The sequence below is a fragment of the Streptomyces glomeratus genome, assembly GCF_021462825.1.
GTDB classification, from domain to species: domain Bacteria; phylum Actinomycetota; class Actinomycetes; order Streptomycetales; family Streptomycetaceae; genus Streptomyces; species Streptomyces glomeratus.
Map to the genome: position 1 here is coordinate 15,278 of NZ_JAKEEB010000028.1, position 24,377 is coordinate 39,654.

Below are 24,377 nucleotides of genomic sequence, written 5' to 3' on the forward strand. Positions count from 1 at the left end.
ACATTACCCAGCCTGACAACCTTCCACGCCTCCTGGTCGTCGGTTCCGGTGGGACAGGTGCGGTTTGTCACGTCCGTAAAAGGGGGGATCGCCGCCCCTTTGTCGTACCGCGCGGTGTTAGCTTTCTGAGCTGACCTGGGCCACGTACCTGTGTGACAGCCGAGAAGGAAGCGGAGCGGATCCACTCATGGGACGAGCGGAAGAGAGACGAGCGCGACAGCGCGGTGGCCGCCGCGCGGCGCCCAAGCGCTCGTCCGGGACGGCCGGAGCCACCGGGACCCCGGGGGTCGCCGGGACCACCAACTCCCCGTCGGCGGGCGGCCGGGCCGCCGCGCGCGGCAGGGGTGCCAGGGCCGCGAGGAACGGGAAGTCCGGGAAGAGCGGCATACGCCGGTTCTTCACCTGGAAGAAGGTCGTCGGCTCGCTGTTCGGCTTCGTGCTGCTGACCATGGGCGCGTTCGTGCTGCTGTACATCGTGACGCCCATCCCGGAGGGCAACGCCACCGCCAAGTTGCAGAGCAACGTCTACAAGTACGGCGACGGCACGATCCTCGCCCGCACCGGCGAGATCAACCGGGAGAACGTCGCCCTCGCCGAGGTCCCCAAGGCCGTCCAGCACACCTTCGTCGCGGCCGAGAACAAGACCTTCTACGACGACTCCGGCGTCGATCTGAAGGGCACGGCCCGCGGTCTGCTCAACACCCTCTCCGGCAAGGGCGCCCAGGGTGGTTCGACGATCACCCAGCAGTACGTCAAGAACTACTACCTGAACCAGAACCAGACCGTCACGCGCAAGCTGAAGGAACTGGTCATCTCGCTGAAGCTGGACCGCAAGAAGTCCAAGGAGTACATCCTCGCGGGCTACATCAACACCAGCTACTACGGCCGCGGCGCCTACGGCATCCAGGCCGCCGCGCAGGCGTACTACGGCAAGGACGCCAAGAAGCTCACGGTCGAGCAGGGCGCGTACCTCGCCTCCCTGCTCCAGGCGCCGAACCAGTACGACTGGGCCATCGCCAGCGACACCGGCAAGAAGCTGGTGCAGAACCGGTGGAACTACGTCCTGGACAACATGGTGCAGATGCACTGGCTGGACGCGGGCGAGCGCCAGGCCATGAAGTTCCCGGTGCCGAAGGCGCCCAAGGCGGCGCCCGGCATGGAGGGGCAGACCGGCTACCTGGTGGACGCGGCCAACGCGGAGCTGGAGAAGCAGCTGGTCGCCCAGGGCACCGCCGCCTCCATCGGTGACGCGGAGGCGCTGGTGAAGGCCGGCGGCTGGACCATCACGGTGAACATCGACAAGAAGAAGCAGCGCGAGCTGGAACAGGCGGTCAAGCAGCAGCTGACCAGCAAGCTGAACCCGAAGAAGCGTTCCGTCGACGGTGATGTCCAGCCCGGGGCCGTGTCGGTCGACCCGAAGACGGGCCGGGTGCTCGCCATGTACGGCGGCCTGGACTACTTCAAGCACTTCCGCAACAACGCGACGCGCCGTGACTACCAGCCCGCCTCCACCTTCAAGCCGCTGATCCTCGCGGCCGCGCTGGAGGACCAGGCCAAGACGCAGGACGGCCGGGCGATCACCGCCAACACGATCTACGACGGCACGAGCCGCCGCCCGGTCAAGGGCAGCGCGATCGGCTTCGCCCCGCCGAACGAGGACGATCAGGACTACGGCCCCATCACCGTCCAGACGGCGATGAACAAGTCCGTCAACTCGGTCTTCGCGCAGATGGGCGTCGACGTCGGCATGCCCGAGGTGCTGAAGGTCGCGAACTCGCTCGGGATGGACACCAAGGGCCTGCCGGCCGTGCCCGCGCAGACCCTCGGCAGCATGGGCGCGAGCCCGCTGGAGATGGCCGGCATCTACGCCACCCTCGACAACCACGGCCGGAAGGTCACCCCGGCGATCATCAAGTCGGCCGAGCACAAGGACAGCACGGTCAAGCTCCCCGACCCGATCGGCAGCCAGGTCATCAGCCGCACGGCCGCCGACACGGTCACCTCGGTGCTCACCGGCGTGGTCGACGACGGTACGGCCCAGACGTCGGTCCGGGAGAACCCGGCGCGCCGCGGCCAGCAGGTCGCCGGCAAGACGGGCACGTCCGACAACAACAAGTCGGCCTGGTTCACCGGCTACACGCCCGATCTGGTCACCTCCGTCGGCCTGTTCGGCGAGAGCGCCAAGAACGGCGCCCAGGTCGGTCTGACGGGCGCCACGGGCCGCATCCCGGGCAGCGGCCGTATCAACGGCGGTGGGTACCCGGCGCAGATCTGGGCCGCGTACACCTTCGAGGCGATGGGCGAGGTCAGCACGTTCGACCTGGACACCACGCAGGGCGCGGCGGTCCAGCCGAGTGTGACGCCGACCCTCTCGCAGTCGCCCAGCAGCACGCCGTCGTCGACGCCGACCACGCAGAAGCCGACGTCCCAGCCGCCGACGAGCTCGGCTCCGCCGACCCCGAGCCAGACGCCCACCCAGACGCCGACGACGAACGCACCGAGCACTCCGGTCACCACGCCGCCGACGACTCCGGTGGATCCGCTCGATCCGAACGCGCAGTAGCAAGGAGCACGAGGGCGCCCGGCGGACCTGCCACCGGGCGCACTCCTCGTCGTAGGCTTCAGCCTCCGTTGACGTTGTTGGCGATGCGGTCGCCGACCTCCTTGTCGATGTTGCGCCAGTACTGCAGCGCGCGGTCCATGACCGGGCGGGAGACCCCCTGCAGCAGGTGCCCGGTGACATTGGAGACCAGCCGGTCACGGGCCGCCTCGTCCAGGACCTGGCGGACCATCGTGTGGGCCTGGCCGAAGTCGTCGTCCTCGCGGTGCAGCCGGTACGCCTCCCGCACCATCTCGCCCGCCGTCTGCCAGCCGGCGGGGTCGCCGAACTGCTGGACGGCCGCGGCCGGTCCGCCGTAGGAATTCGGCGCGTACGGCCTCGCGGTGTGCGCGGGCTCGTAGCGCATCGGGCCGTCCTTGGCGTAGGACCGCACGTCCACGCGCGGCCGGTTGGGCGGCAGCTGGGTGTAGTTCGGGCCGATGCGGTAGCGGTGGGTGTCCGGGTACGAGAAGAGCCGGCCGAGCAGCATCTTGTCCGGGGACGGGCCGATGCCCGGCACCATGTTGGAGGGCTCGAACGCGGCCTGCTCGATGTGGACGAAGTAGTCCTCCGGGTTCCTGTTCAGGGTCATCCGGCCGACCTCGATCAGGGGGTAGTCGCCGTGCGGCCACACCTTCGTCAGGTCGAACGGGTTGAACCGGTAGTCCGGCGCGTCCTCGAACGGCATCACCTGCACATGCATCGTCCAGGACGGGTGCTCGCCGCGCTCGATCGCCTCGTACAGATCACGGCGATGCAGGTCGGCGTCCTTGCCCGCCAGCTCGTCGGCCTGCTCCTGGGTGAGGAAGTCGATGCCCTGGTCGGTCTTGAGGTGGTACTTGACCCAGAACTTCTCGCCGCCCCCGTTGATCCACATGTAGGTGTGGGAGGAGTAGCCGTTCATATGGCGGTACGTCTTCGGGATGCCCCGGTCGCCCATCAGCCACGTCACCTGGTGCGCGGACTCGGGGGAGAGGGTCCAGAAGTCCCACTGCATGTCGTTGTTGCGCAGCCCGGTCACCGGATGGCGCTTCTGGGAGCGGATGAAGTCCTGGAATTTCATCGGGTCCCGGACGAAGAAGATCGGGGTGTTGTTCCCCACGAGGTCGTAGTTGCCGTGTTCGGTATAGAACTTGAGCGCGAAACCGCGGGGGTCGCGCCAGGTGTCCGGGGAGCCCAGCTCGCCGGCGACGGTGGAGAAGCGCGCGAGCATCTCCGTGCGCCTGCCGGGCTGGAGGAGGTCTGCCTTGGTGAACTGGCTGACATCGTTGGTGACTTCGAAGAATCCGTATGCGCCGCTGCCCTTGGCGTGCACCACCCGCTCCGGAACCCGTTCGCGATTGAACTGGGCCATCTTCTCGATCAGGTAATGATCCTGGAGAAGGATCGGGCCGTTCGAGCCGACGGTGAGCGAGTGCTCGTCGCTCTCCGCCGGGATGCCCGCATTGGTGGTGGTGTAGGGAACCGACTGGGGTACCTGGGTCACGAGCGTCCTCCCGTCATGCTTAGGGGGTCGGTCGAGTCGCTTCGGTCACCCCAGCAGTCAACTCCGCCGACGGGACGTCGGCAACATTTGGACGGGGTCCAATTCCGGTACTCTTCCAGGCGGTGATCAGGGCCCTTCCGGGACCTGGACCGGCCCCCGGCCCTTGGCCTCACCCCCGGTTCAGCTCGAACCAGACCACCTTTCCCGTGCTCAGCCGGGTCGCGCCCCAGCGCCGGGCCAGCCGGTTCACCAGATACAGCCCCCGGCCGCCTTCGTCCGTGGCGCGGGCCTGCCGCAGTCGCGGCAGCTGAGGCACATCGTCGCCGACCTCGCAGCGCAGCACGTCGGTACGCAGCAGCCGCAGCGTCACCGGCCGTGACGCATAGCGCACGGCGTTGGTCACGACCTCGCTGACCAGCAGCTCCACCGAGTCCGTCAGCTCCTCCAGGCCCCAGCGGGCCAGCGCCCGCCGGGCGAGGCGCCGGGCCCGGCCCGGTGCCGCGTCCTCGGGCTCCAGGACCCAGTACGCGACATCGCTCGGCGCGATCCCGTCGAAACGGGCGGCGAGCAGCGCGATGTCGTCGTCCCGGTCGCCCGGGCCGAGCATGTCGAGCACCTCGTCGCACAGCGCCTCCAGCGGCGGCGGATGGTCCGCGCCGGTGAGCTGGGCGGTGGCGGCGAGCTTCTCCCGCAGCTGCTCTATACCGGTCCACACGTCCCGCAGCCGGGACTCGACCAGGCCGTCGGTGTACAGCAGCAGGGTCGCGCCCGCCGGGGCGTCCAGCTCCACCGCCTCGAAGTCGACCCCGCCCACGCCGATGGGGGCGCCCGCCGGCACCCGCAGCACCTCCGCCCGGCCGCCCAGATGCAGCAGCACCGGCGGCGGGTGACCGGCGTTGGCGATGGTGATGCGGTGCGCGACCGGGTCGTACACCGCGTACAGGCAGGTCGCCATGCGGTCGGTGCCCAGCCGCTGGGCCTGCTCGTCGAGGTGGTGCAGCACCTCCTGCGGCGGCAGGTCCAGCCCGGCGAGCGTCTGGGCCGTCGTGCGCAGCTGCCCCATGATCGCCGCGGACGTCATGGAGTGGCCCATGACGTCCCCCACGACGAGGGCCACCCGGCTGCCGGGCAGCGGAATGGCGTCGTACCAGTCGCCCCCGACCCGTGCGGTCTCGGCGGCCGGCAGATAGCGGGACGCGAGCCGCACACCCGTCGGGTTGGGCAGGGTCTCCGGCAGCATGGTGCGCTGCAGCTCGTCCGCGATGTACGCCTCGCGGCCGTACAGCACCGCCTTGTCGATGCCGAGGGCGCTGTGGGTGGCGAGCTGCGCGGCCACCAGCAGATCGTCCGCCTCGAACGCCGGCCGCTCGGGACGGCGCAGGAACAGGGCGGCGCCGATGACCCGCCGCCGCCCCCGCAGCGGCGCCAGGATCGCGCGCTGACCGGGAGGGATCGCGAGATCCTCGCCGAGCAGCTCCGGGAGCGCGGCACGGGCGGCGGGCGCGTCCGCGAACACGGGCCGCACCCCGCGCAGCACCTCGGCGAGCGCTCCGCCCGGGAGCACCTCGCACAGCTCGTTGCTCCGATCCGCGAGCCCGGAGTTCTCCACCGCCGGCACCGGCAGGATCCCCTCCTCCAGGTCCCGTTCCTGCGGGATCCGGTCGGTGCGCCGCAGCCGCAGCACCAGGGGACCGGTGGGGCGCTCGTCACCGACCGGCAGCGGGTCGCGCAGATAGACGAGGATCGTGTCCGAAAAGGTCGGCACGGTGGCCCGGCACAGGCCCATCACGATCTCGTCGAGGTCTATGCCGCGGGCGATCCGCCGGGTCGCGGCGCCCACGAAACGCAGCCGGTCCCCGTCGCGCCGCATCGGCATGGGGCCGTGCGGCGGCGGTGTCTTGCCGGTGCGCCGGTCCTTGCCCCCGGGCAGATGGGAGGCACGGTCCTGCCCGGCACCCGGCTGGACGGGAATGCCGCCCTCGGGCGCGGGTCGCGGCCGGTGCGCATCCGGCTCGTCGGCGGCCGGCTGGGAGTGCTCGGCTCCCTCCGCCGCGGGCAGCGGGGTGGGCGTTCCGCCCTGGTTGCCCGGCGGTCCGTGCTGGGCGCAGGGCAGGGGCACGGAGGGAGCGGCGGACACGCCGCCGGTCCGGGTCTGTGCGGGTAACGCGGGGGCCGGCGGGGCGGCCGGCGCGGAAGGCAGCGGCTCCGGGGTACGCAGGAGCGCCCCGCGGGGGTCCGCGGGGCCGACGCCCGCCTGGGGGCGCTCGTGGGAGGTCGGGTGCTCCGTCACGCGTGTCGAATCCATCCGTCCGGGGCTGCGCGCCGTGCGTGCAGTTGGTCCCGCCGAGAAGCCGATACCCGGAATACGTGCCCCAGGAACGGAATTCCCGCATGGTGACAGGCCGTCGCCGATCCGCCCGACGGCCCAGCCGTCCCTGTATGGCCCTCGTACCCCACGCTCACGTCCTGCCGCCCCTCGGTGACGTTCGGTCAAACCCAGCGCATATTGTGGGAGTTGCTGTGCTGTGCCCTTGCGGAGGACGATCCTACGGTTGTACCGCGGGGGCGCAACAAGGGTCTCATGAGGCCGCGTACGCGGGTATGCGATCCCAGTCCTCCGGCAGCTGCGGCACCGGCCAGGACGGATCCGGGCGCCAGTGCTGCCAGCCGTCCGAGAAGGGCGCTCCCCAGGTGCGGATCACCTCCACCGCGGACCGTCCCGCCTGCCGCACCCGGTCGGCCAGCCGCGCGTCCATCAGACCGTCCCGCTGCGCCTGCACGAACTCGTCCTCGTCGCGCCAGCCCCAGCTGCGGTCGGGGTAGACGCAGATGTCGAGGAAGTGGTCCTCGGAGTCGACCCCGCCGGCCCAGCGCACCAGCGGCTCCTCCAGATTCACGTACCAGTTCTTGAACCGCCAGCCCGGATCCCAGAACAGCCACACCGACCAGGGCTCGCCGGGCCGTGCCAGCTTGAGCACGCCCGTGCCGAACCAGCGGTCGAGCTGCACGGTCCGCGGCTTGGTGTAGCGGGACTCCAGCGGCTCGGCGTGCAGCGGCGTGCCGTCGGCGAGGACCGGCTTGACGCACTGGGTGCCGGGGGCCATCCATACGGCGAGCAGCTCCTCGTCGTCCCTGACCACGGTGACGGGTCGTGCGATGTGGAAGCGTGGACCGGCGTTCTCACGGTAGCGCCAGAGGATCCGGTCCCCCGGAGCCCAGTACGTCGTCGACCCGCCCGCTTCCACTCGTCTCACCGCTCCGCCGTCTGCCATGCACAGATATTAGGTGCCCCAGGCATACGACGCTGCGGCGGGCGTCATGGTTCACACGACGGCGGGCAAGCCGTTGCCCGACGTCACGGGCGCGTCATCCGCAGGACATCCAGGGCCTCGTCAAGCTGTTCGAGCGTGAGGTCGCCACGCTCCACATAGCCTTCCTCCAGGACGACCTGACGGATCGTCCTGCGTTCGGCGAGCGCCTTCTTCGCGACCTTCGCGGCCTCCTCGTAGCCGAGGTACTTGTTGAGCGGCGTGACGACGGAGGGCGACGACTCGGCGTACTCGCGGGCGCGTTCCCGGTGGGCGACGATGCCGTCGACGGTCCGGTCGGCCAGCAGCCGCGAGACGTTGGCGAGCAGCCGGATCGACTCCAGCACGTTCTTCGCGATGACCGGCATCATGACGTTCAGTTCGAAGTTGCCGGAGGCGCCCGCGGTGGTGATGGCCACGTCGTTGCCGATGACCTGCGCGGCGACCATGAGGACGGCCTCGGGGATGACCGGGTTGACCTTGCCGGGCATGATCGAGGACCCCGGCTGCAGATCGGGCAGGCCGATCTCGGCCAGTCCGGTGCGCGGACCGGAGGCCATCCAGCGCAGATCGTTGGCGATCTTGGTCAGTCCCACGGCGATGGTCCGCAGCTGCCCGCTGGTCTCGACGATGCCGTCCCGCGCGCCCTGTGCCTCGAAGTGGTTGCGCGCCTCGGTGAGCGGCAGTCCGGTGGACCGGGCGAGCTCGGCGATGACGGCGGCGGAGAAGCCGGGCGGGGTGTTGATCCCGGTGCCCACCGCGGTGCCGCCCAGCGGCAGTTCGGCCAGGCGGGGCAGTGAGGCGTTCAGCCGCTCGATGCCGTACCGCACCTGCGCGGCGTAGCCGCCGAACTCCTGCCCCAGCGTCACGGGCGTTGCGTCCATGAGGTGAGTCCGCCCTGACTTCACCACATCGGCGAACTCGTCGGCCTTGCGCTCGAGAGAGGTGGCGAGGTGATCGAGGGCGGGGACGAGGTCGTGGGTGACGGCGGCGGTGGCGGCGATGTGCACGGACGACGGGAAGACGTCGTTGGACGACTGTGAGGCGTTCACGTGGTCGTTCGGATGCACGTCGCGCCCGAGCCGCTCACTGGCGAGGGTGGCGACGACCTCGTTGGTGTTCATGTTGGACGAGGTGCCCGACCCGGTCTGGAACACATCCACGGGAAAGTGCTCGTCCCACCGCCCCTCGGCCACCTCGGCGGCCGCCTCCTGGATGGCGTCGGCAACGTCCTTGCCGAGCACGCCGAGCTCCGCGTTGACCTTGGCGGCGGCCCCCTTGATCCGCGCGAGCGCCTCGATGTGCGCGCGCTCGATCCGCTGCCCGGAGACGGGGAAGTTCTCGACAGCGCGCTGGGTCTGGGCGCGCCACTTGGCGTCGATGGGAACCCGGATCTCGCCCATGGAGTCGTGCTCGGTGCGGTATCGCCGGCTGCCGTCCGCGTCGGCCGTTGTGGTCATCGTCGTCATACCTCCTGGAACGGGAGCACGTGACGGGCGACGACTATTCCCGTACTCCCGTTCCAGGATCCGACGCGCTGCCGCCGTTGTCGCGGCAGGCTCGACGGCGGGTTACCGTGGGCTGCGGTCAGCAGCTGTTGACGAGGGACATGCGCCGGATGTCGTCGTACCAGCCGGGGTCGAAGTTCCCCTTCGCCGTCCATACGTAGCGCTGGGTGTGGTCGGGCAGGTTCTTCACGAACTTGGTCGGGCTCGCCGGGTCCTGAATCCGCGCGTTGCGCAGAGCCGTGAGAACGGCTCCGTTCGCGTCCTTCAGACGTACGCGCATCAGCCAGGCGTCGTGGTTGTCGCTGCTGGTGACCGTGGCCCGGAAGTAAGCCGTACCGTCCGGGTACACGGTCCACCTCGCACCCGAGAACATGGTGCAGTCGCCACTGCGCAGGGTGCCCCACGTGAATGACTTCCAGGCCGGCGCGTGGACCGAGGCGTCGGCCGTACCCACAGTGGGGACCAGGGCGACGGCGGTCAGGGCGGCGGTGGCCACGGCGGTGGCCACGAGCTTGCGGGGCCGACGGATCACGCCGGTGCTCCGGATGTTGCTCACTGAATGTTCCTTTCCTCACCGTTGGTGGGGGTGCTGGACCAGGATCGGGGCGCCGGTACGGGCGGTCACGAGTAGTTGGCTACTCGAATTGGGTTTCGGGATGGATGTCCCGGTTTGTAGGATCCTCATGTGGGGGAACTGGGGCGGGAATGGCCGTTGACCGGCCGCACGGAAGAACTGCAGTTCATCGACAGGGCGGGGCGGAGCGGCCGGGGCACGCGCGGCGTGCTGCTCTCGGGAGCGGCCGGGGTGGGCAAGACCCGGCTCGCCCGGGAAGCGGTCGCCGCGGCCGTGCGGCGCGGGGCCGTCACCAGGTGGGCGACGGGCACGGATTCGGCGAGGGCGTTGCCGCTGGGGGCCTTCGCCGCGTGGACCGAACCCGGTGGCGGGGACGCCTCCCGGACGCTGAACCGGACCCTGGACGCGCTGCTCCACGGCGCGGGGCCGGCGGGAGCGGTGGTCGCGGTGGACGACGCGCACCTGCTCGACGACCTGTCCGCGCTGCTGGTGCACCAGTTGGTGCTGCGGCAGGCGGCTGCGGTCGTGATCACGGTGCGGGCCGGCTGCCCGGCCCCGGACGCCGTGACGGCACTGTGGAAGGACGGACATCTGGAACGGCTGGAAGTGCAGCCGCTGTCCGAACCGCAGACCGCCGCCGCGCTCGAGGCGGTTCTCGGCGGGCCCGTGGACAGCACCACCGCAGGCCGGCTGTGGAAACTCACCCGGGGCAACGCTCTGATCCTGCGCCATGTGGTCGAGAGCGAGCTGGAGGCGCGCAACCTGCGCCGTGTGCGGGGGACCTGGCGGTGGTCCGGGACGCCGTCCGTCTCACCGGTGCTCGCCGACCTGGTCGCGACGCGCATGGGCGAACTCTCCGGCCCCCTGAGGGATGTGGTGGATGTGCTCGCACTCGGTGAGCCCTTCGACATCGCCCTTCTGGCCCAACTGGTGGACGCGGCCGCGATCGAGGAGGCCGAGGCACGGGGGCTGGTGACCGTGGAACAGGCGGGGGACACCCTGTGGGCCGGGCTCGCCCACCCCCTCTACGGCGAGGCGCGCCGCGCGGCCCTCGGCACTCTGCGCGCGCGCCGGCTCCGCGGCCGGATGGCGACGGCGCTGGCCGGCCACCCCGAACACCACGGTGACAACACGCTGCGCCGGGCCGTGCTCGCCGTGGACTCGGACCTGCCGCCGGATCCGGCGCTCTTCACCGAGGCGGCCGCGCATGCCGCGCGTCTCATGGACATGCCGCTGGTCGAACGGCTGGCCAGAAGGGCGGTCGCCGCCGGCGCCGGGTTCGAGGCACAGCTGCTGGTCACGACCGCCCTCGCCGCCACCACCCGTCACGAGGACGTCAAGGACGAGCTGGCCGTCCTCACCGCCATGGCCGTCACGGACGCCGAACTCGTACGGGCGACCCTGGTCAGAGTGCCGGCCCTGGCCTATGTGACGAGCGGGCCCGCCGAGGCGGAGGCCGTGCTGGGGGAAGCGGAGGCACGCGTCCGGCAGGATGGCTTCCGGCTCCAGCTGACCGCGCTGCGCGCCTACCTCGAAGCGACCCAGGGACGCCTGGCTCGCGCCGTCGAGTGCGCCACCACGGCACTCGACGCACCGGACCTGCCGGACGAGCCGGTCATCCTGGCCTCGGTCGGGCTGGTCGCCGCTCTGGGGGTGACGGGCCGCGCCGACGCAATGGCCCCGGCCGCCGCCCGGGGTCATGAGGCAGCGGCCCGGTCGAGTCAACTAGGCTTTCTGCGCGCTCCGTTGACCATGGCCCAGACGACGGGGCTGAGCCTGGCGGGTTACCTACGGGACGCGGAGGTCCTCGCGGCCGCATTCCGGGAAGAGGTCAAGGACCAGGAATTCGGCAACGAACTCAGCGGTTTCATCATGGGCGATGCCGAACTCGCGCGGGGCCGGGTGGCCGACGCCACGCGCCGGCTCCGGGAGGCGCTCGTGGGCCTGCGGGAACACGGCAACGCCGGCGGATTCGTGTACTTCTGCCTGCTGTCGCTGACCCGCGCCCTGGCCCTCGCCGGCGACCTGCCGGGCGCCCGGAGCTCCTTGGCCGAGCTGGAGGCCGAGTGGAGCCCGTCGCTCGCCGTCCTCGATCCGGAACTCGCCCTCGTACGGGCATGGGTGAGCGCAGTCGAGGGGGCGCTCAGCGATGCGATCACCCTGGCCCACGAGGGAGCCGACGGAGCGGCCCGGCGCGGCCAGCACGCGCACGAGGTGCTGGCCCTGCAGACCGCGGTCTGCCTGGGGGACACCTCGGTCGCCGGGCGGCTGGCCGAGCTGGCCGGCCGGGTCGACGGTCCGCGGGTGCGGGCTGCCGCCGCCCATGCGGCCGCGCTGAGCACCGCGGACGGCGAGGGGCTGCGCGCCGTCTCGGCCCTGTGGGAGGAGACGGGCGACCTGTTGTCCGCCGCGGATGCCGCCGCGCAGTCCGCGAGCACGCATCTGCGCCGCGGAGAGCGAGCTCCGGCCCACGCCGCGGCCGCCCGGGCGCACCGGCTCGCTCAGGCGTGCCAGGGGGTCCGTACACCCGCGCTGCTGGAGGCGGCCCGGCCCGTGCCGCTGACCCGGCGGGAGCGCGAGATAGCGGTCCTGGTGGCCCGCGGCCTGACCAACCAGCAGATCGCCGACCGGCTGATCGTCTCCGTACGTACGGTGGAAGGCCACCTCTATCGCATCGGCAACAAGCTCGGCATCACCAACCGGAGGGAACTGGCCGCACTGCTGCTGGACGGCTGATCCCCTTCCGTCCGACGGCACCCCTCAGCCCGTCCGGGCGGGGGGCGGCGGGGGCGCCGTATCCGTCGGCGGCTTCGCTGCTGGTTGCGGAAGTCCCGGCTTCGCGGCCGGATCGCCGCGCGTTCGTGGACATCCGCCCCGCGCGGAGCGAGCCCGATGTCCGGGCCCGGGGCGAGGGATGGGTTCGCAGCGACGTTGAACGCGGCTTTCGGCTGGAGCATCGGGAGTACGACCGCCGGCGCATGGATGGCTTCGGCTACGACATCGGCGCAGCCCTCATCGTGTCCGCCGACGCCCCTGACGAGTCCGAGCTGGACACGGTGCTCAACGCGCGGGGTTTCCGGCCCGACCTCTTCGTCCATCCAAAGCGACGATCCCAGGTAGGCGAGGGCCCGCTCAGGGGCGCTGTCAGCTCACCCGGACGCGCGGCGCCGAGACGTCTCAGGGCTGTCGGCGGCCTGAGGCGACACGGGAGCCGGTCCCGTCCCGCAGAGGGGAGGGACCGGCTTTCGTCCACCCGGCGCCCGGTTCTCCCGGATCTCCGAGTCCACCGCATCCCCCGAGCCGGGGTGTTGCGACGACCACTGGAACGCAAGGAGTGCCGGAGGCTCCCCGTGGCGTGCTGGGGCTGTGTCAGCCGAGGCCGGGGCCGCGCACGGGGATCGTCGTGAAGGTCGGCTGAGAGGGTTCCTGCGAGCTGAAGAAGTCGTCGCCCTTGTCGTCCACCACGATGAACGCCGGGAAGTCCTCGACCTCGATCCTCCAGACGGCCTCCATCCCGAGCTCCTCGTACTCGACGACCTCGACCTTCTTGATGCAGTCCTGGGCGAGGCGGGCGGCCGGGCCGCCGATCGAGCCGAGGTAGAAGCCGCCGTGCGCCGCGCAGGCGTCCGTGACCTGCTTGCTGCGGTTGCCCTTCGCGAGCATCACCTTGGAGCCGCCCGCCGCCTGGAACTGCTCCACGTAGGAGTCCATGCGGCCGGCCGTCGTCGGACCGAACGAGCCGGACGCGTAGCCCTCGGGGGTCTTGGCCGGGCCCGCGTAGTAGACCGGGTGGTCCTTCAGGTACTGCGGCATCTCCTCGCCGCGGTCCAGCCGCTCCTTGATCTTGGCGTGGGCGATGTCACGCGCCACGACCAGCGGCCCGGACAGCGACAGCCGCGTCTTCACCGGGTACTTGGTCAGCTCCGCCAGGATGTCGTCCATCGGCTGGTTCAGGTCGATGCGGACCACGTCGCCGTCCTGCTCCAGGTGCTCGTCCGTGGTCTCCGGCAGGAAGCGCGCCGGGTCCGTCTCCAGCTGCTCCAGGAACACGCCCTCGGCCGTGATCTTCGCCACGGCCTGCCGGTCGGCGGAGCAGGAGACCGCGATGGCCACCGGGCAGGACGCGCCGTGGCGCGGCAGGCGCACCACGCGCACGTCGTGGCAGAAGTACTTGCCGCCGAACTGTGCGCCGATCCCGATCTTCTGCGTCAGCTCGAAGACCTTCTCCTCCAGCTCCTTGTCACGGAAGCCGTGCCCCAGCTCGGAGCCCTCGGTCGGCAGCTCGTCCAGGTAGTGGGCCGAGGCGTACTTGGCGGTCTTCAGTGCGAACTCCGCGCTCGTGCCGCCGACGACGATGGCCAGGTGGTACGGCGGGCAGGCGGCGGTGCCCAGCGAACGGATCTTCTCCTCCAGGAACTTCATCATGGAGGCCTCGTTCAGGACGGCCTTCGTCTCCTGGTAGAGGAAGGACTTGTTGGCGCTGCCGCCGCCCTTCGCCATGAACAGGAACTTGTAGGCGCCGCCGTCCGTCGCGTACAGCTCGATCTGGGCGGGGAGGTTGGAGCCGGTGTTCTTCTCCTCCCACATGGTCAGCGGAGCCATCTGCGAGTAGCGCAGGTTCAGCCTGGTGTAGGCGTCGTAGATGCCGCGGGAGAGGGCCTTCTCGTCCTCGCCCTCGGTGAGGACGTTCTGCCCGCGCTTGCCCATGACGATCGCCGTGCCGGTGTCCTGGCACATGGGCAGCACGCCGGCCGCCGCGATGTTCGCGTTCTTCAGCAGGTCCAGGGCCACGAACTTGTCGTTCGCCGAGGCCTCCGGGTCGTCGATGATGCGCCGCAGCTGGGCCAGGTGCGCGGGCCGCAGATAGTGCTGGATGTCGTGGATCGCCTCTTCGGCGAGCTTGCGCAGCGCCTCCGGCTCGACCTTGAGGAACGTACGCCCGTCGGCCTCGAAGGTGGAGACACCCTCGGAGGTCACCAGCCGGTAGGGGGTGGTGTCCTCTCCCTGGGGCAGCAGATCGGTGTACGCGAACTCAGGCATCTCAGCCCATTCCTCACTCGACAGATGGTGCCCGCCCCCGTTGGCGGGCGCTCACCAGCGTAGAACCTGCCGTCGTGGGCGAAGCTGTGAGGTAAGGCTCACTCGGGCGTCCGCCCGGGTTACCGGTGCGGGCGCCGACCCGGACGCAACGGTTTTCCACAGGCCGCGACGGGGGGTAGTCGCGATCTATCGCGTTTGGGTAGTCTGCTGCCGTGGACCTTCAGAAGCAGACCGGACCCCGCCTCGCCGAGCTGCGCGCCTCGGACGCCGACCGTGACCGCATCGCCGACATGCTGCGCGACGCCCTCGCCGAGGGCCGCCTGACCGCGGAAGAGCACGCCGAGCGCGTGGAGGGCGTGCTGAACGCCAAGACGGTCGGCGAGCTGGAGGTCTTCATCCGGGACCTGCCCGCCGCCCACCAGGGGCGCCCGGGTCCTGCGCACGGCTACGCGTCGAACCGCCCGGCGGCCGGCGCCGTCCCGCCCCAGGCCGACGAGAACGTGGTGGCGGTCTTCAGCGCGTCCGTGCGCAAAGGCCGCTGGCGCGCCGGGCGCCGGCTGCATGTGTACTCGGTCTTCGGCAGCGTGGTGATCGATCTCAGCGAGGCGATCTTCGAGTACCAGCAGGTCGTGATCAAGGCCGTCTCGGTCTTCGGCGACGTCCAGATCCGCGTCCCGGAGAACGTGTCGCTGCGCGGCACCGGCGGTGGGGTCCTCGGCAACTTCGAGGTGCAGACGCTGGACTCGGAGGATTCGCAGGCACCCGTCGTCTACGTCGACGGCTGGGCCGTCCTGGGCAACGTGGAGGCGCGGCCCAAGCGGGGCAAGCTGGTCGCGGACATTCTCGACCGGGTGTCGGGCAAGGTGGACCGGGCTCTGCGCAAACATCTGGACCGTTGACGGTTGAATCCTGACGCATCGGTCCGGTCCCGCACCGATGGCCTCAACGGCCCCTGTGATGCCGTCGGTTGGGAACTCAGTGCATAGGCGCGCGCACAGCGGGTAGGCCTTGCTGCATCGTCTCTCGCTCGCGAAGCCGTCGTCAGGAGTAGACCGTGCTGCAACCGCCGCATTCGTCCCTGCAGGTCGCTGACGTTCCGCCTCAGCGGGTGCCAGACAGGGATCAGGACGCCCCGTGGCACACGGAGGCGGTGTGCCGGCGTGACGAGGCCGGCTTGTTCTTCGCTCCCTCCAAGGAGCCCACCGCGGCCCGGCTGTCCCGCGAGGAGGCGGCCAAGCGCGTCTGCGCGCGTTGCCCGGTGATGGTCGAGTGCCGCGAGCACGCGCTGTTGCAGCCCGAGCCCTACGGGGTGTGGGGCGGTCTGACCGCCGCCGAGCGCCGTGTGGTGCTGGCCCGGCGCCGCCGCCGCGAGATGGAGCTGAAGAAGACCGCACGGGGGACGATAGCGGCGGCCGGCTGAGGACGCGCACGGAAAAGGGGCGCCCTCTCCGCACCGAGGGCGCCCCCGGGTAGGGGCGGACGGGTCCCGGACGGGATCCCCGCCTGCTGTGCGCGACCGGACTGCTTCCCGCAGCCGGACTCCTACTTCGCGCGGTCGAAGTCGATCGCGCTGTACGCGCGCAGCTTGCTCAGCCGGTGCACCGAGTCGATACGGCGGACCGTGCCCGACTTGGAGCGCATGACGATCGAGTCGGTGGTGGCCGTCTCCGAGCGGTAGCGCACGCCGCGCAGCAGCTCGCCGTCCGTGATGCCGGTGGCGACGAAGAAGACGTTCTCACCGGAGACCAGGTCGTCGGTGGTCAGCACCCGGTCGAGGTCGTGACCCGCGTCCAGGGCCCGCTGCCGCTCCTCGTCGTCCTTGGGCCACAGCTTGCCCTGGATGGTGCCGCCCAGGCACTTCACGGCGCACGCGGAGATGATGCCCTCCGGGGTGCCGCCGACGCCGAGCAGCAGATCGATGCCGGTGCCCTCGCGCAGCGCCAGGATGGAGCCGGCGACGTCGCCGTCCGAGATCAGCTTGATGCGTGCACCGGTCTCCCGGATCTCCTTGATGAGGCCGTCGTGGCGCGGCCGGTCGAGGATGACGACGGTGACGTCCTCGGGCGTGGAGTTCTTGGCCTTGGCGACCCGGCGGATGTTGACCGAGACCGGGGCGTTGATGTCGACGAAGTCGGCCGCCTCGGGACCGGTGACCAGCTTGTCCATGTAGAAGACGGCGGACGGGTCGAACATCGTGCCGCGGTCGGCAGCGGCCAGCACCGCGATCGCGTTCGGCATGCCCTTCGCCGTGAGCGTGGTGCCGTCGATCGGGTCCACGGCGATGTCGCACTCCGGGCCGGTCCCGTCGCCGACCCGCTCCCCGTTGAAGAGCATCGGGGCCTCGTCCTTCTCCCCTTCGCCGATGACGACGACGCCGTTCATCGACACGGTGGAGACGAGGGTCCGCATGGCGCGTACCGCCGCGCCGTCGGCGCCGTTCTTGTCGCCGCGGCCGACCCAGCGGCCCGCCGCCATGGCGGCGGCCTCGGTGACCCGGACGAGTTCCAGGGCGAGATTGCGGTCCGGGGCCTCTGAGGGGACTTCGAGCTCGGACGGCAGGTGATGATTCTCGGTCATCGGAGCGCACCTTTCTGATACGACGACGGCCGGATGAGGGTGATGCCCCCGACTCTATCGTTAGGCAGACAAAATGAGCAGGGGGCCCCACGGATGAGCAGACCACGTACCTGCGACGATAGGGGCGTGGCAGGTACGAAAGGCAAGCAGCATACGGTCCGGGACATGGTCCTCTCCCTGGCCCTCATCGGGCTGATGGCGGGCGTCATCTATCTCTTCATCCCCCATGACGACCACGCTCCCGATCTCAAGCGGGTGGACTACCGCGTCGAGCTGCTCACGGCCCGCCGCGCGGCCGCCTACCCGGTGGCGGCGCCGGAGGGCCTGGCCGACAGCTGGAAGGCCACCTCGGTGCGCTTCCAGGACGACCCCTACGACGCGTGGCACCTCGGCTTCCAGGACCCCGAGGGGCAGTACGTCGCCATCGAGCAGTCGACTCAGCGGGCGGCCGCGTTCATCGACGACGCCAGCCAGGGCGCGCACGAGACCAAGGCCACGCAGAACATCGGCGGGCACACCTGGCAGCGCTACACGGGCGGCCGCTACGAGGCGCTCGTCCTCCGGGACAAGGGCTCCACGACCGTGGTGACCGGCACGGCGTCGTTCGCGCAGCTGACGAAGATGGCGGAGGCCCTGAGGACGGGGTGACCCCCCGGGGCCGGCCTCGGCGGGAGGCCGTGTTCTCGTTCCGGCACACGGACAAGGGCCCCCGGCGCCATTGACGGGGGCCCTTGTCCGTGTGCCGGACGGGGTCAGATCGTGGTGACGACCTGGTCGAAGTCCAGACGCGGGGAGCGCGGGTACCAGGCGTCCTCGCCCGGCTTGCCGATGTTGACGACCATCAGCGGGGTGTGGTCGTCGTCCAGGAACTCCTTGCGGACGCCCTCGAAGTCCAGGCCGGTCATCGGGCCGGCGCTGAGACCAGCGGCGCGGACGCCGACGATGAAGTACGCGGCCTGGAGGGCGGCGTTGAGCAGGGCGCTGTTCTCGCGCACCGAGCGGTCGCCGAAGAAGGCGTCCTTGGCCTGGGGGAAGTGCGGGAAGAGGTGGGGCAGCTCGTCGTGGAACTCGTTGTCCGCCGAGAGGATCGCGACCAGCGGGGCAGCGGCCGTCTTGGCCTGGTTGCCCTCTGCCATGTGCCGGACGAGACGCTCGCGGGCCTCGGCGGAGCGGACCAGGGTGATGCGCAGCGGCGACTGGTTCATGGACGTCGGGCCGTACTTGACCAGGTCGTAGATCGCCTGGACCTGCTCGTCCGTCACCGGCTCGTCGGTGAAGGTGTTGGCCGTGCGGGCCTCACGGAACAGCAGGTCCTGGGCGGCGGAGTCGAGAACGAGGGACATGAAGGGGACTTCCTCACGATGACGCTGGATCCCGTGGGATCGGCTTGCGGCATCGACAGTAGGCCCCGAGAGGTTCAACGTTCAATTAAATCGGGCCCGAGGTGACCGGCTTCACAGGTCAAGGCCGCTCGGCGCCGTAAGACCGCCCGGGGGCCGCGACCGGTTCACTCGGCCGCCTCGGCGCCCCCGTCCTCCGCCTCCTTGCGCTCCTCGGCCAGCGCGGCGTCCAGCCGCCTGCGGGCGCCCTCCAGCCAGGTGCGGCACACCTTGGCCAGCTCCTCGCCCCGCTCCCACAGCGCCAGAGACTCCTCGAGCGTCGTGCCCCCGGCCTCCAGACGCCGTACGACCTCGATCAACTCGTCCCGCGCCTGCTCGTACCCGAGTGCCTCGTCCGTCTTGCTGGTCATGCGCCCACCCTAAGATCCCTGGTTGTCGGCCCGTACCGTGAACTCGCCCTCCGCGACCCGCGCCCGCAGCGCCTCGCCCGCCGCCACGTCGTCCGGCGACCGGACCACGTGCCCGTCGGCCTTCTGCAGCACCGCGTACCCCCGCCGGAGCGTCGCGGCCGGTGACAGGGCCACCACGCGAGCGTGCGTGTGCCTCAGCTCCGAGTCGGCGCGGTCGAGCAGATGCCTCAGCGTGCGCCGGCTGCGGTCGACCAGCGAGGCGACCTGATCGGCCCGCTCGTCGACCATGCGGTGCGGGTCCTCCATGCAGGGCCGCGCCAGCGCGTGCGCGAGCCCCCGCTCCTCGCGCTCGACCAACGCCACGGCACACCGCCGCGCCCGGTCCCGCAGCTCCCGCACCCGCTGCAGCTCCTCGCCCACGTCCGGCACGACCTTCTTCGCCGCGTCGGTCGGGGTGGAGGCACGCAGGTCCGCGACATGGTCGAGCAGCGGATTGTCCGGCTCGTGGCCGATGGCCGACACCACGGGCGTACGGCAGCCCGCCACCGCCCGGACCAGCTGCTCGTCGGAGAACGGCAGCAGATCCTCCACACTGCCGCCACCGCGCGCCACGATGATCACATCGACGTCCTCCAGCGCATCCAGCTCCTTGACGGCCTGGACGACCTGGGGCACGGCGTGCACGCCCTGCACGGCCACGTTGCGCACCTCGAAGCGGACGGCCGGCCAGCGGTGCCGCGCGTTCTCCAGCACATCACGCTCGGCCGCCGAGGCCCGGCCGCAGACGAGCCCGATGAGCTGCGGCAGGAAGGGCAGCGGTTTCTTGCGCTCCGGCGCGAAGAGGCCCTCCGCGGCCAGGGACTTCTTCAGCTGTTCCAGCCGGGCCAGCAGCTCGCCGACGCCCACGGGCCGTATCTCGGCGGCACGCAGCGACAGCTGTCCCCTCGGCGCGTACCACTCCGGTTTGGCGTGGACGACCACCCGGGCGCCCTCGCGCACGACATCGGCGACGGCGTCGAACACCTGGCGGTAGCAGGTGACGGCGACGGAGATGTCGTACGACGGGTCGCGCAGCGTGAGGAAGACGACGCCGGCGCCGGGGCGCCGCGACAGCTGGGTGATCTGCCCCTCCACCCAGACGGCCCCGAGCCGGTCGATCCACCCCCCGATGAGCCGCGAGACCTCGCCGACCGGCAGCGGTGACTCAGCGGACGTGTTCACAGCCATGCGCCGAGCGTAACGGCAGGGTCCGACAACGCAGACCGGCACAACCTCTCCTCAGGGAGCCGATCTACGGCACTCCGTGCGGCCTTACGATGGTGCCCATGACCGCTTCGTCTGGCCGCCGTGTCCTGCTCGCCGCCCCCCGGGGCTACTGCGCGGGTGTCGACCGCGCCGTGATCGCCGTCGAGAAGGCCCTGGAGCAGTACGGGGCCCCGATCTACGTCCGCCACGAGATCGTCCACAACAAGTACGTCGTGCAGACCCTGGAGAAGAAGGGCGCGATCTTCGTCGAGCAGACGGAGGAGGTGCCGCCGGGCAACATCGTCATGTTCTCCGCGCACGGCGTCGCCCCCACGGTCCACGAAGAGGCCAAGCGGGGCCGGCTCGCCACCATCGATGCGACCTGCCCCCTCGTCACCAAGGTCCACAAGGAGGCGGTCCGCTTCGCCCAGGAGGACTTCGACATCCTCCTGATCGGGCACGAAGGCCACGAAGAGGTCATCGGCACCTCCGGTGAGGCCCCGGACCACATCCAGCTCGTGGACGGCCCCGAGGATGTCGCGAACGTCGAGGTGCGCGACCCCTCCAAGGTGGTCTGGCTCTCCCAGACCACCCTGTCCGTCGACGAGACCATGGAGACGGTCGACGCCCTGAAGGAGAAGTTCCCGCAGCTGCTCTCCCCGCCGAGCGACGACATCTGCTACGCCACGCAGAACCGCCAGCTCGCGGTGAAGCAGATGGGCGCCGAGGCGGACCTGGTGATCGTGGTCGGCTCCCGGAACTCCTCGAACTCCAAGCGGCTGGTCGAGGTCGCCAAGATCGCGGGCGCCCGCGAGGCGTACCTCGTGGACTTCGCCGACGAGATCGACGAGACATGGCTGGAGGGCGTCTCCACGGTCGGCGTGACCTCGGGCGCCTCCGTTCCCGAGGTCCTGGTGGAGCAGGTCCTGGAGTGGCTCGCGCAGCGCGGCTTCGAGGACGTCGAGATCGTCAAGGCGGCCGAGGAGTCCATCACCTTCTCGCTGCCGAAGGAGCTCCGCCGCGACCTGCGGGACGAGGCGGCGACCCTGGTGGAGGAGCGCACCGGCGAGCAGTGACGGCGCCCCGCGGCGCACGGCACAGGGCGGGCGAGGAGCCGGTACGGTCCGGGAAGAGACCGCCGGGCGCAGGACGTACCGTGGTGCTCATGCAGATCTTCGGCGTGGACATCGGCGGATCCGGAATCAAGGGCGCTCCCGTGGACCTGGACCGGGGCGAACTCGTGCAGGAGCGCTTCAAGGTGCTCACTCCGCATCCGGCGACGCCCGAGTCGGTGGTGGACGGGGTGAAGGAGGTCGTCGGGCACTTCGGCTGGACCGGCCCGGTCGGCATCACGTTCCCCGGAGTGGTCACCGGGGGCTCCACCATCCGCACGGCGGCCAACGTCGACAAGGGCTGGATCGACACCGATGCGCGCGCCCTGTTCGGTGAGCGGCTGGGCGGCCTGCCCGTGACCGTGCTGAACGACGCGGACGCGGCCGGTGTGGCCGAGATGCGGTTCGGCGCCGGCCGTGACCGCCGGGGCACGGTCATCGTGCTCACGCTCGGCACCGGCATCGGCAGCGCCCTGTTCACCGACGGTGTGCTCGTCCCGAACACCGAGCTGGGCCATCTCGAGCTGAACGGTCACGACGCGGAGAAACGTGCCTCCACCAAGGCCAAGGACGACCACGAACTGTCGTGGGAACAGTGGGCGAACCGCGTGCAGAAGTACCTCGCCCATGTGGAGATGCTGTTCTCCCCGGAGCTGTTCGTCATCGGCGGCGGTGTCAGCCGGAAGTCCCACAGGTTCCTTCCGCTGATCAAGGGCATCAGGGCGGAGATCGTCCCGGCGCAGCTGCAGAACAACGCGGGAATCGTGGGCGCGGCCATGCGGGCGGCGGACGCGAGGTAGCGGCTGGGGCGGGGCGAGCCGCGAAGGCCGTGCGGGCGCGGGCCGCCCGGCCGCACGCCGGTCACGCGGCCCGTACGGCCCGCCCGGCCGCACGCCGGTCACGCGGCCCGTACGGCCCGCCCGCCCCGGGGTTTCCGTCCGGGCGCCGTAGTGCACCCGCACCGTGCCGGTCAGGCCGGCCGGCGGCGCTGGGCGACCCGTCGGCGCATCATGCGCAGCCGGCGCACGGTGGCGATGACACCCGCGACGAGCGTGCCGCCGTAGAGCCAGCCCGCCTGGGTGGCGAGCCCGGTGATCAGGGCCACCAGGAGCCCGCCGAGTCCGCCGTTGCCGTTCGCCAGGGGCAGCAGGCCGACGGTGAAGGCGATCGGCACCACGACCGGCGCGATCACCAGGTCCCCGCCCCGCACCCACAGCGCGGTCAGCGCGCACACCGGCAGGAACAGCACGCCGTACGCCGTCGGGGACGAGCCGAACAGCAACTGGTCCAGACAGCCGAGCACGAACATCACGGCCCCGCAGAACATCCCCCCGCCGAGGCCGGTGAGGCGGGGGCCGGGCAGCCGCCGTACCGCCCGGACGACCGGGGGCGTGTTCCGGCGCGCGGCCGCGAGGCGCCGTTGGGGACCACCGTTGCCCCGGCCGGACGGCCGGGCTCCGGTGACCCGCCGCCCGTCCGGCCGGACGGGCCCGTCGGCCGTCTCGGGCCGGCCGGGAATGCCGGAAGGGGAGGGGCGGGCAGCCGTGCCGGAGCGGACCGGCGCGGCTCCACCCCGTCTGCCCTGCGGGGGAAGGGGTGCGCTGCCTCGCGGTCCGTGATGCGGGGGTCGCGTCCTGTGTTGCTCCACTGGACCAACTTAGGTCGGTTTATGTGTGGAATGACCTCTCAGACACGCCGTTGTCGCGCGCTTGGCCAAGCGTTCGACAGGTCGCCGGGGTCGGGTCCGGCACGCCGTAGACTGGTGGATCGGCCCGCACACACTCCTGACGGACCCGGGCCCCACCGCCCAGTCCAGTCCAGTTCCACTCTCACGTACGGGAAGTCGCAACGTGTCGCTCACGATCGGAATCGTCGGTCTGCCCAACGTCGGCAAGTCGACCCTGTTCAACGCCCTGACCAAGAACGACGTGCTGGCGGCCAACTACCCGTTCGCCACGATCGAGCCGAACGTCGGTGTCGTGGGCGTCCCGGACGCCCGGCTCGCCAAGCTGGCCGGGATCTTCAAGTCGGAGCGGGTGCTCCCGGCGACCGTCGACTTCGTCGACATCGCGGGCATCGTGCGCGGGGCGAGCGAGGGCGAGGGTCTCGGCAACAAGTTCCTCGCGAACATCCGCGAGTCGGATGCGATCTGCCAGGTCATCCGCGCCTTCAAGGACGAGAACGTCGTCCATGTGGACGGCAAGGTCTCGCCGAAGGACGACATCGAGACCATCAACACCGAGCTGATCCTCGCGGACCTCCAGACGATCGAGAAGGTCCTGCCGCGGCTTCAGAAGGAGTCGCGGATCAAGAAGGACGTCGCCCCGAAGGTGAAGGCCGTCGAGGAGGCGAAGGAGATCCTGGAGAAGGGCGACACGCTCTTCGCGCACGGCATCGTCCAGGGCAGCGAGCGCGCGGAGCTCCTCCACGACCTGCACCTGCTCACCACCAAGCCGTTCCTCTACGTCTTCAACGTCGACGAGGACGAGCTGATGGACGACGCCTTCAAGGACGACCAGCGTGCGCTGGTCGCCCCGGCCGAGGCGATCTTCCTGAACGCCAAGCTGGAGGCGGACCTCGCCGAGCTGGACGAGGACGAGGCCCTGGAACTCCTCGAGTCGGTCGGCCAGCACGAGCCGGGCCTCGCGACCCTGGCGCGCGTCGGCTTCGACACCCTGGGTCTGCAGACCTACCTCACGGCGGGCCCGAAGGAGTCCCGCGCCTGGACCATCAAGAAGGGCGCCACGGCCCCCGAGGCGGCCGGTGTCATCCACACCGACTTCCAGAAGGGCTTCATCAAGGCGGAGGTCATCTCCTTCGAGGACCTGGTCGCGGCCGGTTCGGTGGCCGAGGCCCGCGCCGCGGGCAAGGCACGCATGGAGGGCAAGGAGTACACGATGCAGGACGGCGACGTGGTGGAGTTCCGGTTCAACGTGTAACGGGCGTTCTATCGACACGTCGCTGATCCGTCACACAGGCGGGTCCGAGGGGCTCGACTCTCCGGGGTCGGGCCCCTGGTTTTTTCCCGCGCCGGGATCGTGCTGGGATGAAGCAGCCAGGCTCTCAGCCGCTACGACCTCGGCGTGCACATCGCCCGACGCGACGGCCTCGACCCGTCCGGACGTCGCCTTCGACTGGCTTGCAACCTGGAGCGCCTCCCTCGGACCGTGCGGGACGC

The 24,377-nt window shown here is 70.6% G+C and carries 19 protein-coding genes; 8 read left to right on the top strand and 11 right to left on the bottom strand.

Annotated elements, in window-relative coordinates; translation table 11 throughout:
* Nucleotides 1-187 precede the first annotated feature (187 nt).
* Nucleotides 188-2,563 carry a transglycosylase domain-containing protein gene (locus tag LZ604_RS26125; protein WP_234517929.1) on the top strand — a complete coding sequence of 792 codons (2,376 nt, stop codon included), beginning with the start codon at nucleotides 188-190 and terminating at the stop codon, nucleotides 2,561-2,563.
* Nucleotides 2,564-2,621: 58 nt separating this feature from the next.
* Here LZ604_RS26125 and LZ604_RS26130 read toward each other — a convergent pair whose 3' ends face one another.
* From LZ604_RS26130 to LZ604_RS36095, 5 genes are all read right to left on the bottom strand, one after another.
* Complete coding sequence (locus LZ604_RS26130) at nucleotides 2,622-4,085, bottom strand: catalase (RefSeq protein ID WP_308283640.1); 1,464 nt, start codon at nucleotides 4,083-4,085, stop codon at nucleotides 2,622-2,624.
* Between the two features lie 169 nt (nucleotides 4,086-4,254).
* Nucleotides 4,255-6,390: a SpoIIE family protein phosphatase gene (locus LZ604_RS26135; protein WP_234517930.1), complete on the bottom strand. Its 2,136-nt coding sequence runs from the start codon at nucleotides 6,388-6,390 to the stop codon at nucleotides 4,255-4,257.
* A 274-nt stretch (nucleotides 6,391-6,664) separates the two neighbouring features.
* Entirely contained in the window at nucleotides 6,665-7,357 is a 693-nt protein-coding gene (fomD, locus tag LZ604_RS26140) for a cytidylyl-2-hydroxypropylphosphonate hydrolase (RefSeq protein WP_234517931.1), read from the bottom strand.
* An 83-nt stretch (nucleotides 7,358-7,440) separates the two neighbouring features.
* The gene (locus tag LZ604_RS26145) at nucleotides 7,441-8,853 is read right to left on the bottom strand and encodes a class II fumarate hydratase (RefSeq protein WP_234517932.1); all 1,413 of its coding nucleotides are present in this window, start codon (nucleotides 8,851-8,853) and stop codon (nucleotides 7,441-7,443) included.
* Between the two features lie 127 nt (nucleotides 8,854-8,980).
* Entirely contained in the window at nucleotides 8,981-9,457 is a 477-nt protein-coding gene (locus tag LZ604_RS36095; RefSeq protein ID WP_234517933.1) for a DUF6294 family protein, read from the bottom strand.
* A 129-nt stretch (nucleotides 9,458-9,586) separates the two neighbouring features.
* Here LZ604_RS36095 and LZ604_RS26155 point away from each other — a divergent pair, with 129 nt between their 5' ends.
* Nucleotides 9,587-12,211 carry a helix-turn-helix transcriptional regulator gene (locus tag LZ604_RS26155; RefSeq protein ID WP_234517934.1) on the top strand — a complete coding sequence of 875 codons (2,625 nt, stop codon included), beginning with the start codon at nucleotides 9,587-9,589 and terminating at the stop codon, nucleotides 12,209-12,211.
* Between the two features lie 633 nt (nucleotides 12,212-12,844).
* On the opposite strand, the gene LZ604_RS26160 is transcribed toward LZ604_RS26155, so the two are convergent.
* Nucleotides 12,845-14,515, bottom strand: coding sequence for a fumarate hydratase (locus tag LZ604_RS26160; protein WP_234517935.1), 1,671 nt, complete (start codon nucleotides 14,513-14,515; stop codon nucleotides 12,845-12,847).
* A 212-nt stretch (nucleotides 14,516-14,727) separates the two neighbouring features.
* Here LZ604_RS26160 and LZ604_RS26165 point away from each other — a divergent pair, with 212 nt between their 5' ends.
* Entirely contained in the window at nucleotides 14,728-15,414 is a 687-nt protein-coding gene (locus LZ604_RS26165; protein WP_234517936.1) for a DUF1707 SHOCT-like domain-containing protein, read from the top strand.
* Between the two features lie 155 nt (nucleotides 15,415-15,569).
* A complete protein-coding gene (locus LZ604_RS26170; protein WP_234517937.1) occupies nucleotides 15,570-15,935 on the top strand; it encodes a WhiB family transcriptional regulator in 366 nt (121 codons plus the stop codon).
* 122 nt (nucleotides 15,936-16,057) lie between these two features.
* Here the strand turns inward: LZ604_RS26170 and glpX are convergent, their stop codons facing one another.
* Entirely contained in the window at nucleotides 16,058-17,092 is a 1,035-nt protein-coding gene (gene glpX / locus LZ604_RS26175; RefSeq protein WP_234517938.1) for a class II fructose-bisphosphatase, read from the bottom strand.
* A gap of 126 nt (nucleotides 17,093-17,218) precedes the next feature.
* Between glpX and LZ604_RS26180 the strand changes: the two genes are divergently transcribed.
* Nucleotides 17,219-17,740 (top strand): DUF4245 domain-containing protein, encoded by a 522-nt coding sequence (locus LZ604_RS26180; protein WP_234517939.1) that lies wholly within the window; start codon nucleotides 17,219-17,221, stop codon nucleotides 17,738-17,740.
* 104 nt (nucleotides 17,741-17,844) lie between these two features.
* On the opposite strand, the gene LZ604_RS26185 is transcribed toward LZ604_RS26180, so the two are convergent.
* The 3 genes from LZ604_RS26185 to xseA all read right to left on the bottom strand — a co-directional run bounded on the left by LZ604_RS26185 (nucleotide 17,845) and on the right by xseA (nucleotide 20,069).
* A complete protein-coding gene (locus tag LZ604_RS26185) occupies nucleotides 17,845-18,435 on the bottom strand; it encodes a malonic semialdehyde reductase (RefSeq protein WP_234517940.1) in 591 nt (196 codons plus the stop codon).
* Between the two features lie 164 nt (nucleotides 18,436-18,599).
* Nucleotides 18,600-18,842, bottom strand: a complete 243-nt coding sequence (locus LZ604_RS26190) for an exodeoxyribonuclease VII small subunit (protein ID WP_234517941.1) — start codon at nucleotides 18,840-18,842, stop codon at nucleotides 18,600-18,602.
* Nucleotides 18,843-18,851: 9 nt separating this feature from the next.
* Nucleotides 18,852-20,069 carry an exodeoxyribonuclease VII large subunit gene (xseA, locus tag LZ604_RS26195; protein ID WP_234517942.1) on the bottom strand — a complete coding sequence of 406 codons (1,218 nt, stop codon included), beginning with the start codon at nucleotides 20,067-20,069 and terminating at the stop codon, nucleotides 18,852-18,854.
* Nucleotides 20,070-20,167: 98 nt separating this feature from the next.
* Here xseA and LZ604_RS26200 point away from each other — a divergent pair, with 98 nt between their 5' ends.
* Complete coding sequence (locus LZ604_RS26200) at nucleotides 20,168-21,163, top strand: 4-hydroxy-3-methylbut-2-enyl diphosphate reductase (RefSeq protein ID WP_234517943.1); 996 nt, start codon at nucleotides 20,168-20,170, stop codon at nucleotides 21,161-21,163.
* 89 nt (nucleotides 21,164-21,252) lie between these two features.
* Nucleotides 21,253-21,999: a polyphosphate--glucose phosphotransferase gene (gene ppgK, locus LZ604_RS26205; RefSeq protein WP_234517944.1), complete on the top strand. Its 747-nt coding sequence runs from the start codon at nucleotides 21,253-21,255 to the stop codon at nucleotides 21,997-21,999.
* A 170-nt stretch (nucleotides 22,000-22,169) separates the two neighbouring features.
* On the opposite strand, the gene LZ604_RS35825 is transcribed toward ppgK, so the two are convergent.
* Nucleotides 22,170-22,508: a DUF6542 domain-containing protein gene (locus LZ604_RS35825; RefSeq protein WP_372482203.1), complete on the bottom strand. Its 339-nt coding sequence runs from the start codon at nucleotides 22,506-22,508 to the stop codon at nucleotides 22,170-22,172.
* A 541-nt stretch (nucleotides 22,509-23,049) separates the two neighbouring features.
* On the opposite strand from LZ604_RS35825, the gene ychF reads away from it, so the two are divergent.
* Entirely contained in the window at nucleotides 23,050-24,138 is a 1,089-nt protein-coding gene (gene ychF / locus LZ604_RS26215) for a redox-regulated ATPase YchF (RefSeq protein ID WP_234517946.1), read from the top strand.
* Nucleotides 24,139-24,377: the final 239 nt, after the last annotated feature.

Coding starts and splice junctions, on each gene's coding strand:
- LZ604_RS26125 (WP_234517929.1), top strand. CDS start 188: ATGGGACGAGCGGAAGAGAGACGAGCGCGACAGCGCGGTGGCCGCCGC.
- LZ604_RS26135 (WP_234517930.1), bottom strand. CDS start 6,390: ATGGATTCGACACGCGTGACGGAGCACCCGACCTCCCACGAGCGCCCC.
- fomD (WP_234517931.1), bottom strand. CDS start 7,357: ATGGCAGACGGCGGAGCGGTGAGACGAGTGGAAGCGGGCGGGTCGACG.
- LZ604_RS26145 (WP_234517932.1), bottom strand. CDS start 8,853: ATGACCACAACGGCCGACGCGGACGGCAGCCGGCGATACCGCACCGAG.
- LZ604_RS26160 (WP_234517935.1), bottom strand. CDS start 14,515: ATGCCTGAGTTCGCGTACACCGATCTGCTGCCCCAGGGAGAGGACACC.
- glpX (WP_234517938.1), bottom strand. CDS start 17,092: ATGACCGAGAATCATCACCTGCCGTCCGAGCTCGAAGTCCCCTCAGAG.
- LZ604_RS26185 (WP_234517940.1), bottom strand. CDS start 18,435: ATGTCCCTCGTTCTCGACTCCGCCGCCCAGGACCTGCTGTTCCGTGAG.
- LZ604_RS26190 (WP_234517941.1), bottom strand. CDS start 18,842: ATGACCAGCAAGACGGACGAGGCACTCGGGTACGAGCAGGCGCGGGAC.
- xseA (WP_234517942.1), bottom strand. CDS start 20,069: ATGGCTGTGAACACGTCCGCTGAGTCACCGCTGCCGGTCGGCGAGGTC.
- LZ604_RS26200 (WP_234517943.1), top strand. CDS start 20,168: ATGACCGCTTCGTCTGGCCGCCGTGTCCTGCTCGCCGCCCCCCGGGGC.
- ppgK (WP_234517944.1), top strand. CDS start 21,253: ATGCAGATCTTCGGCGTGGACATCGGCGGATCCGGAATCAAGGGCGCT.
- LZ604_RS35825 (WP_372482203.1), bottom strand. CDS start 22,508: ATGTTCGTGCTCGGCTGTCTGGACCAGTTGCTGTTCGGCTCGTCCCCG.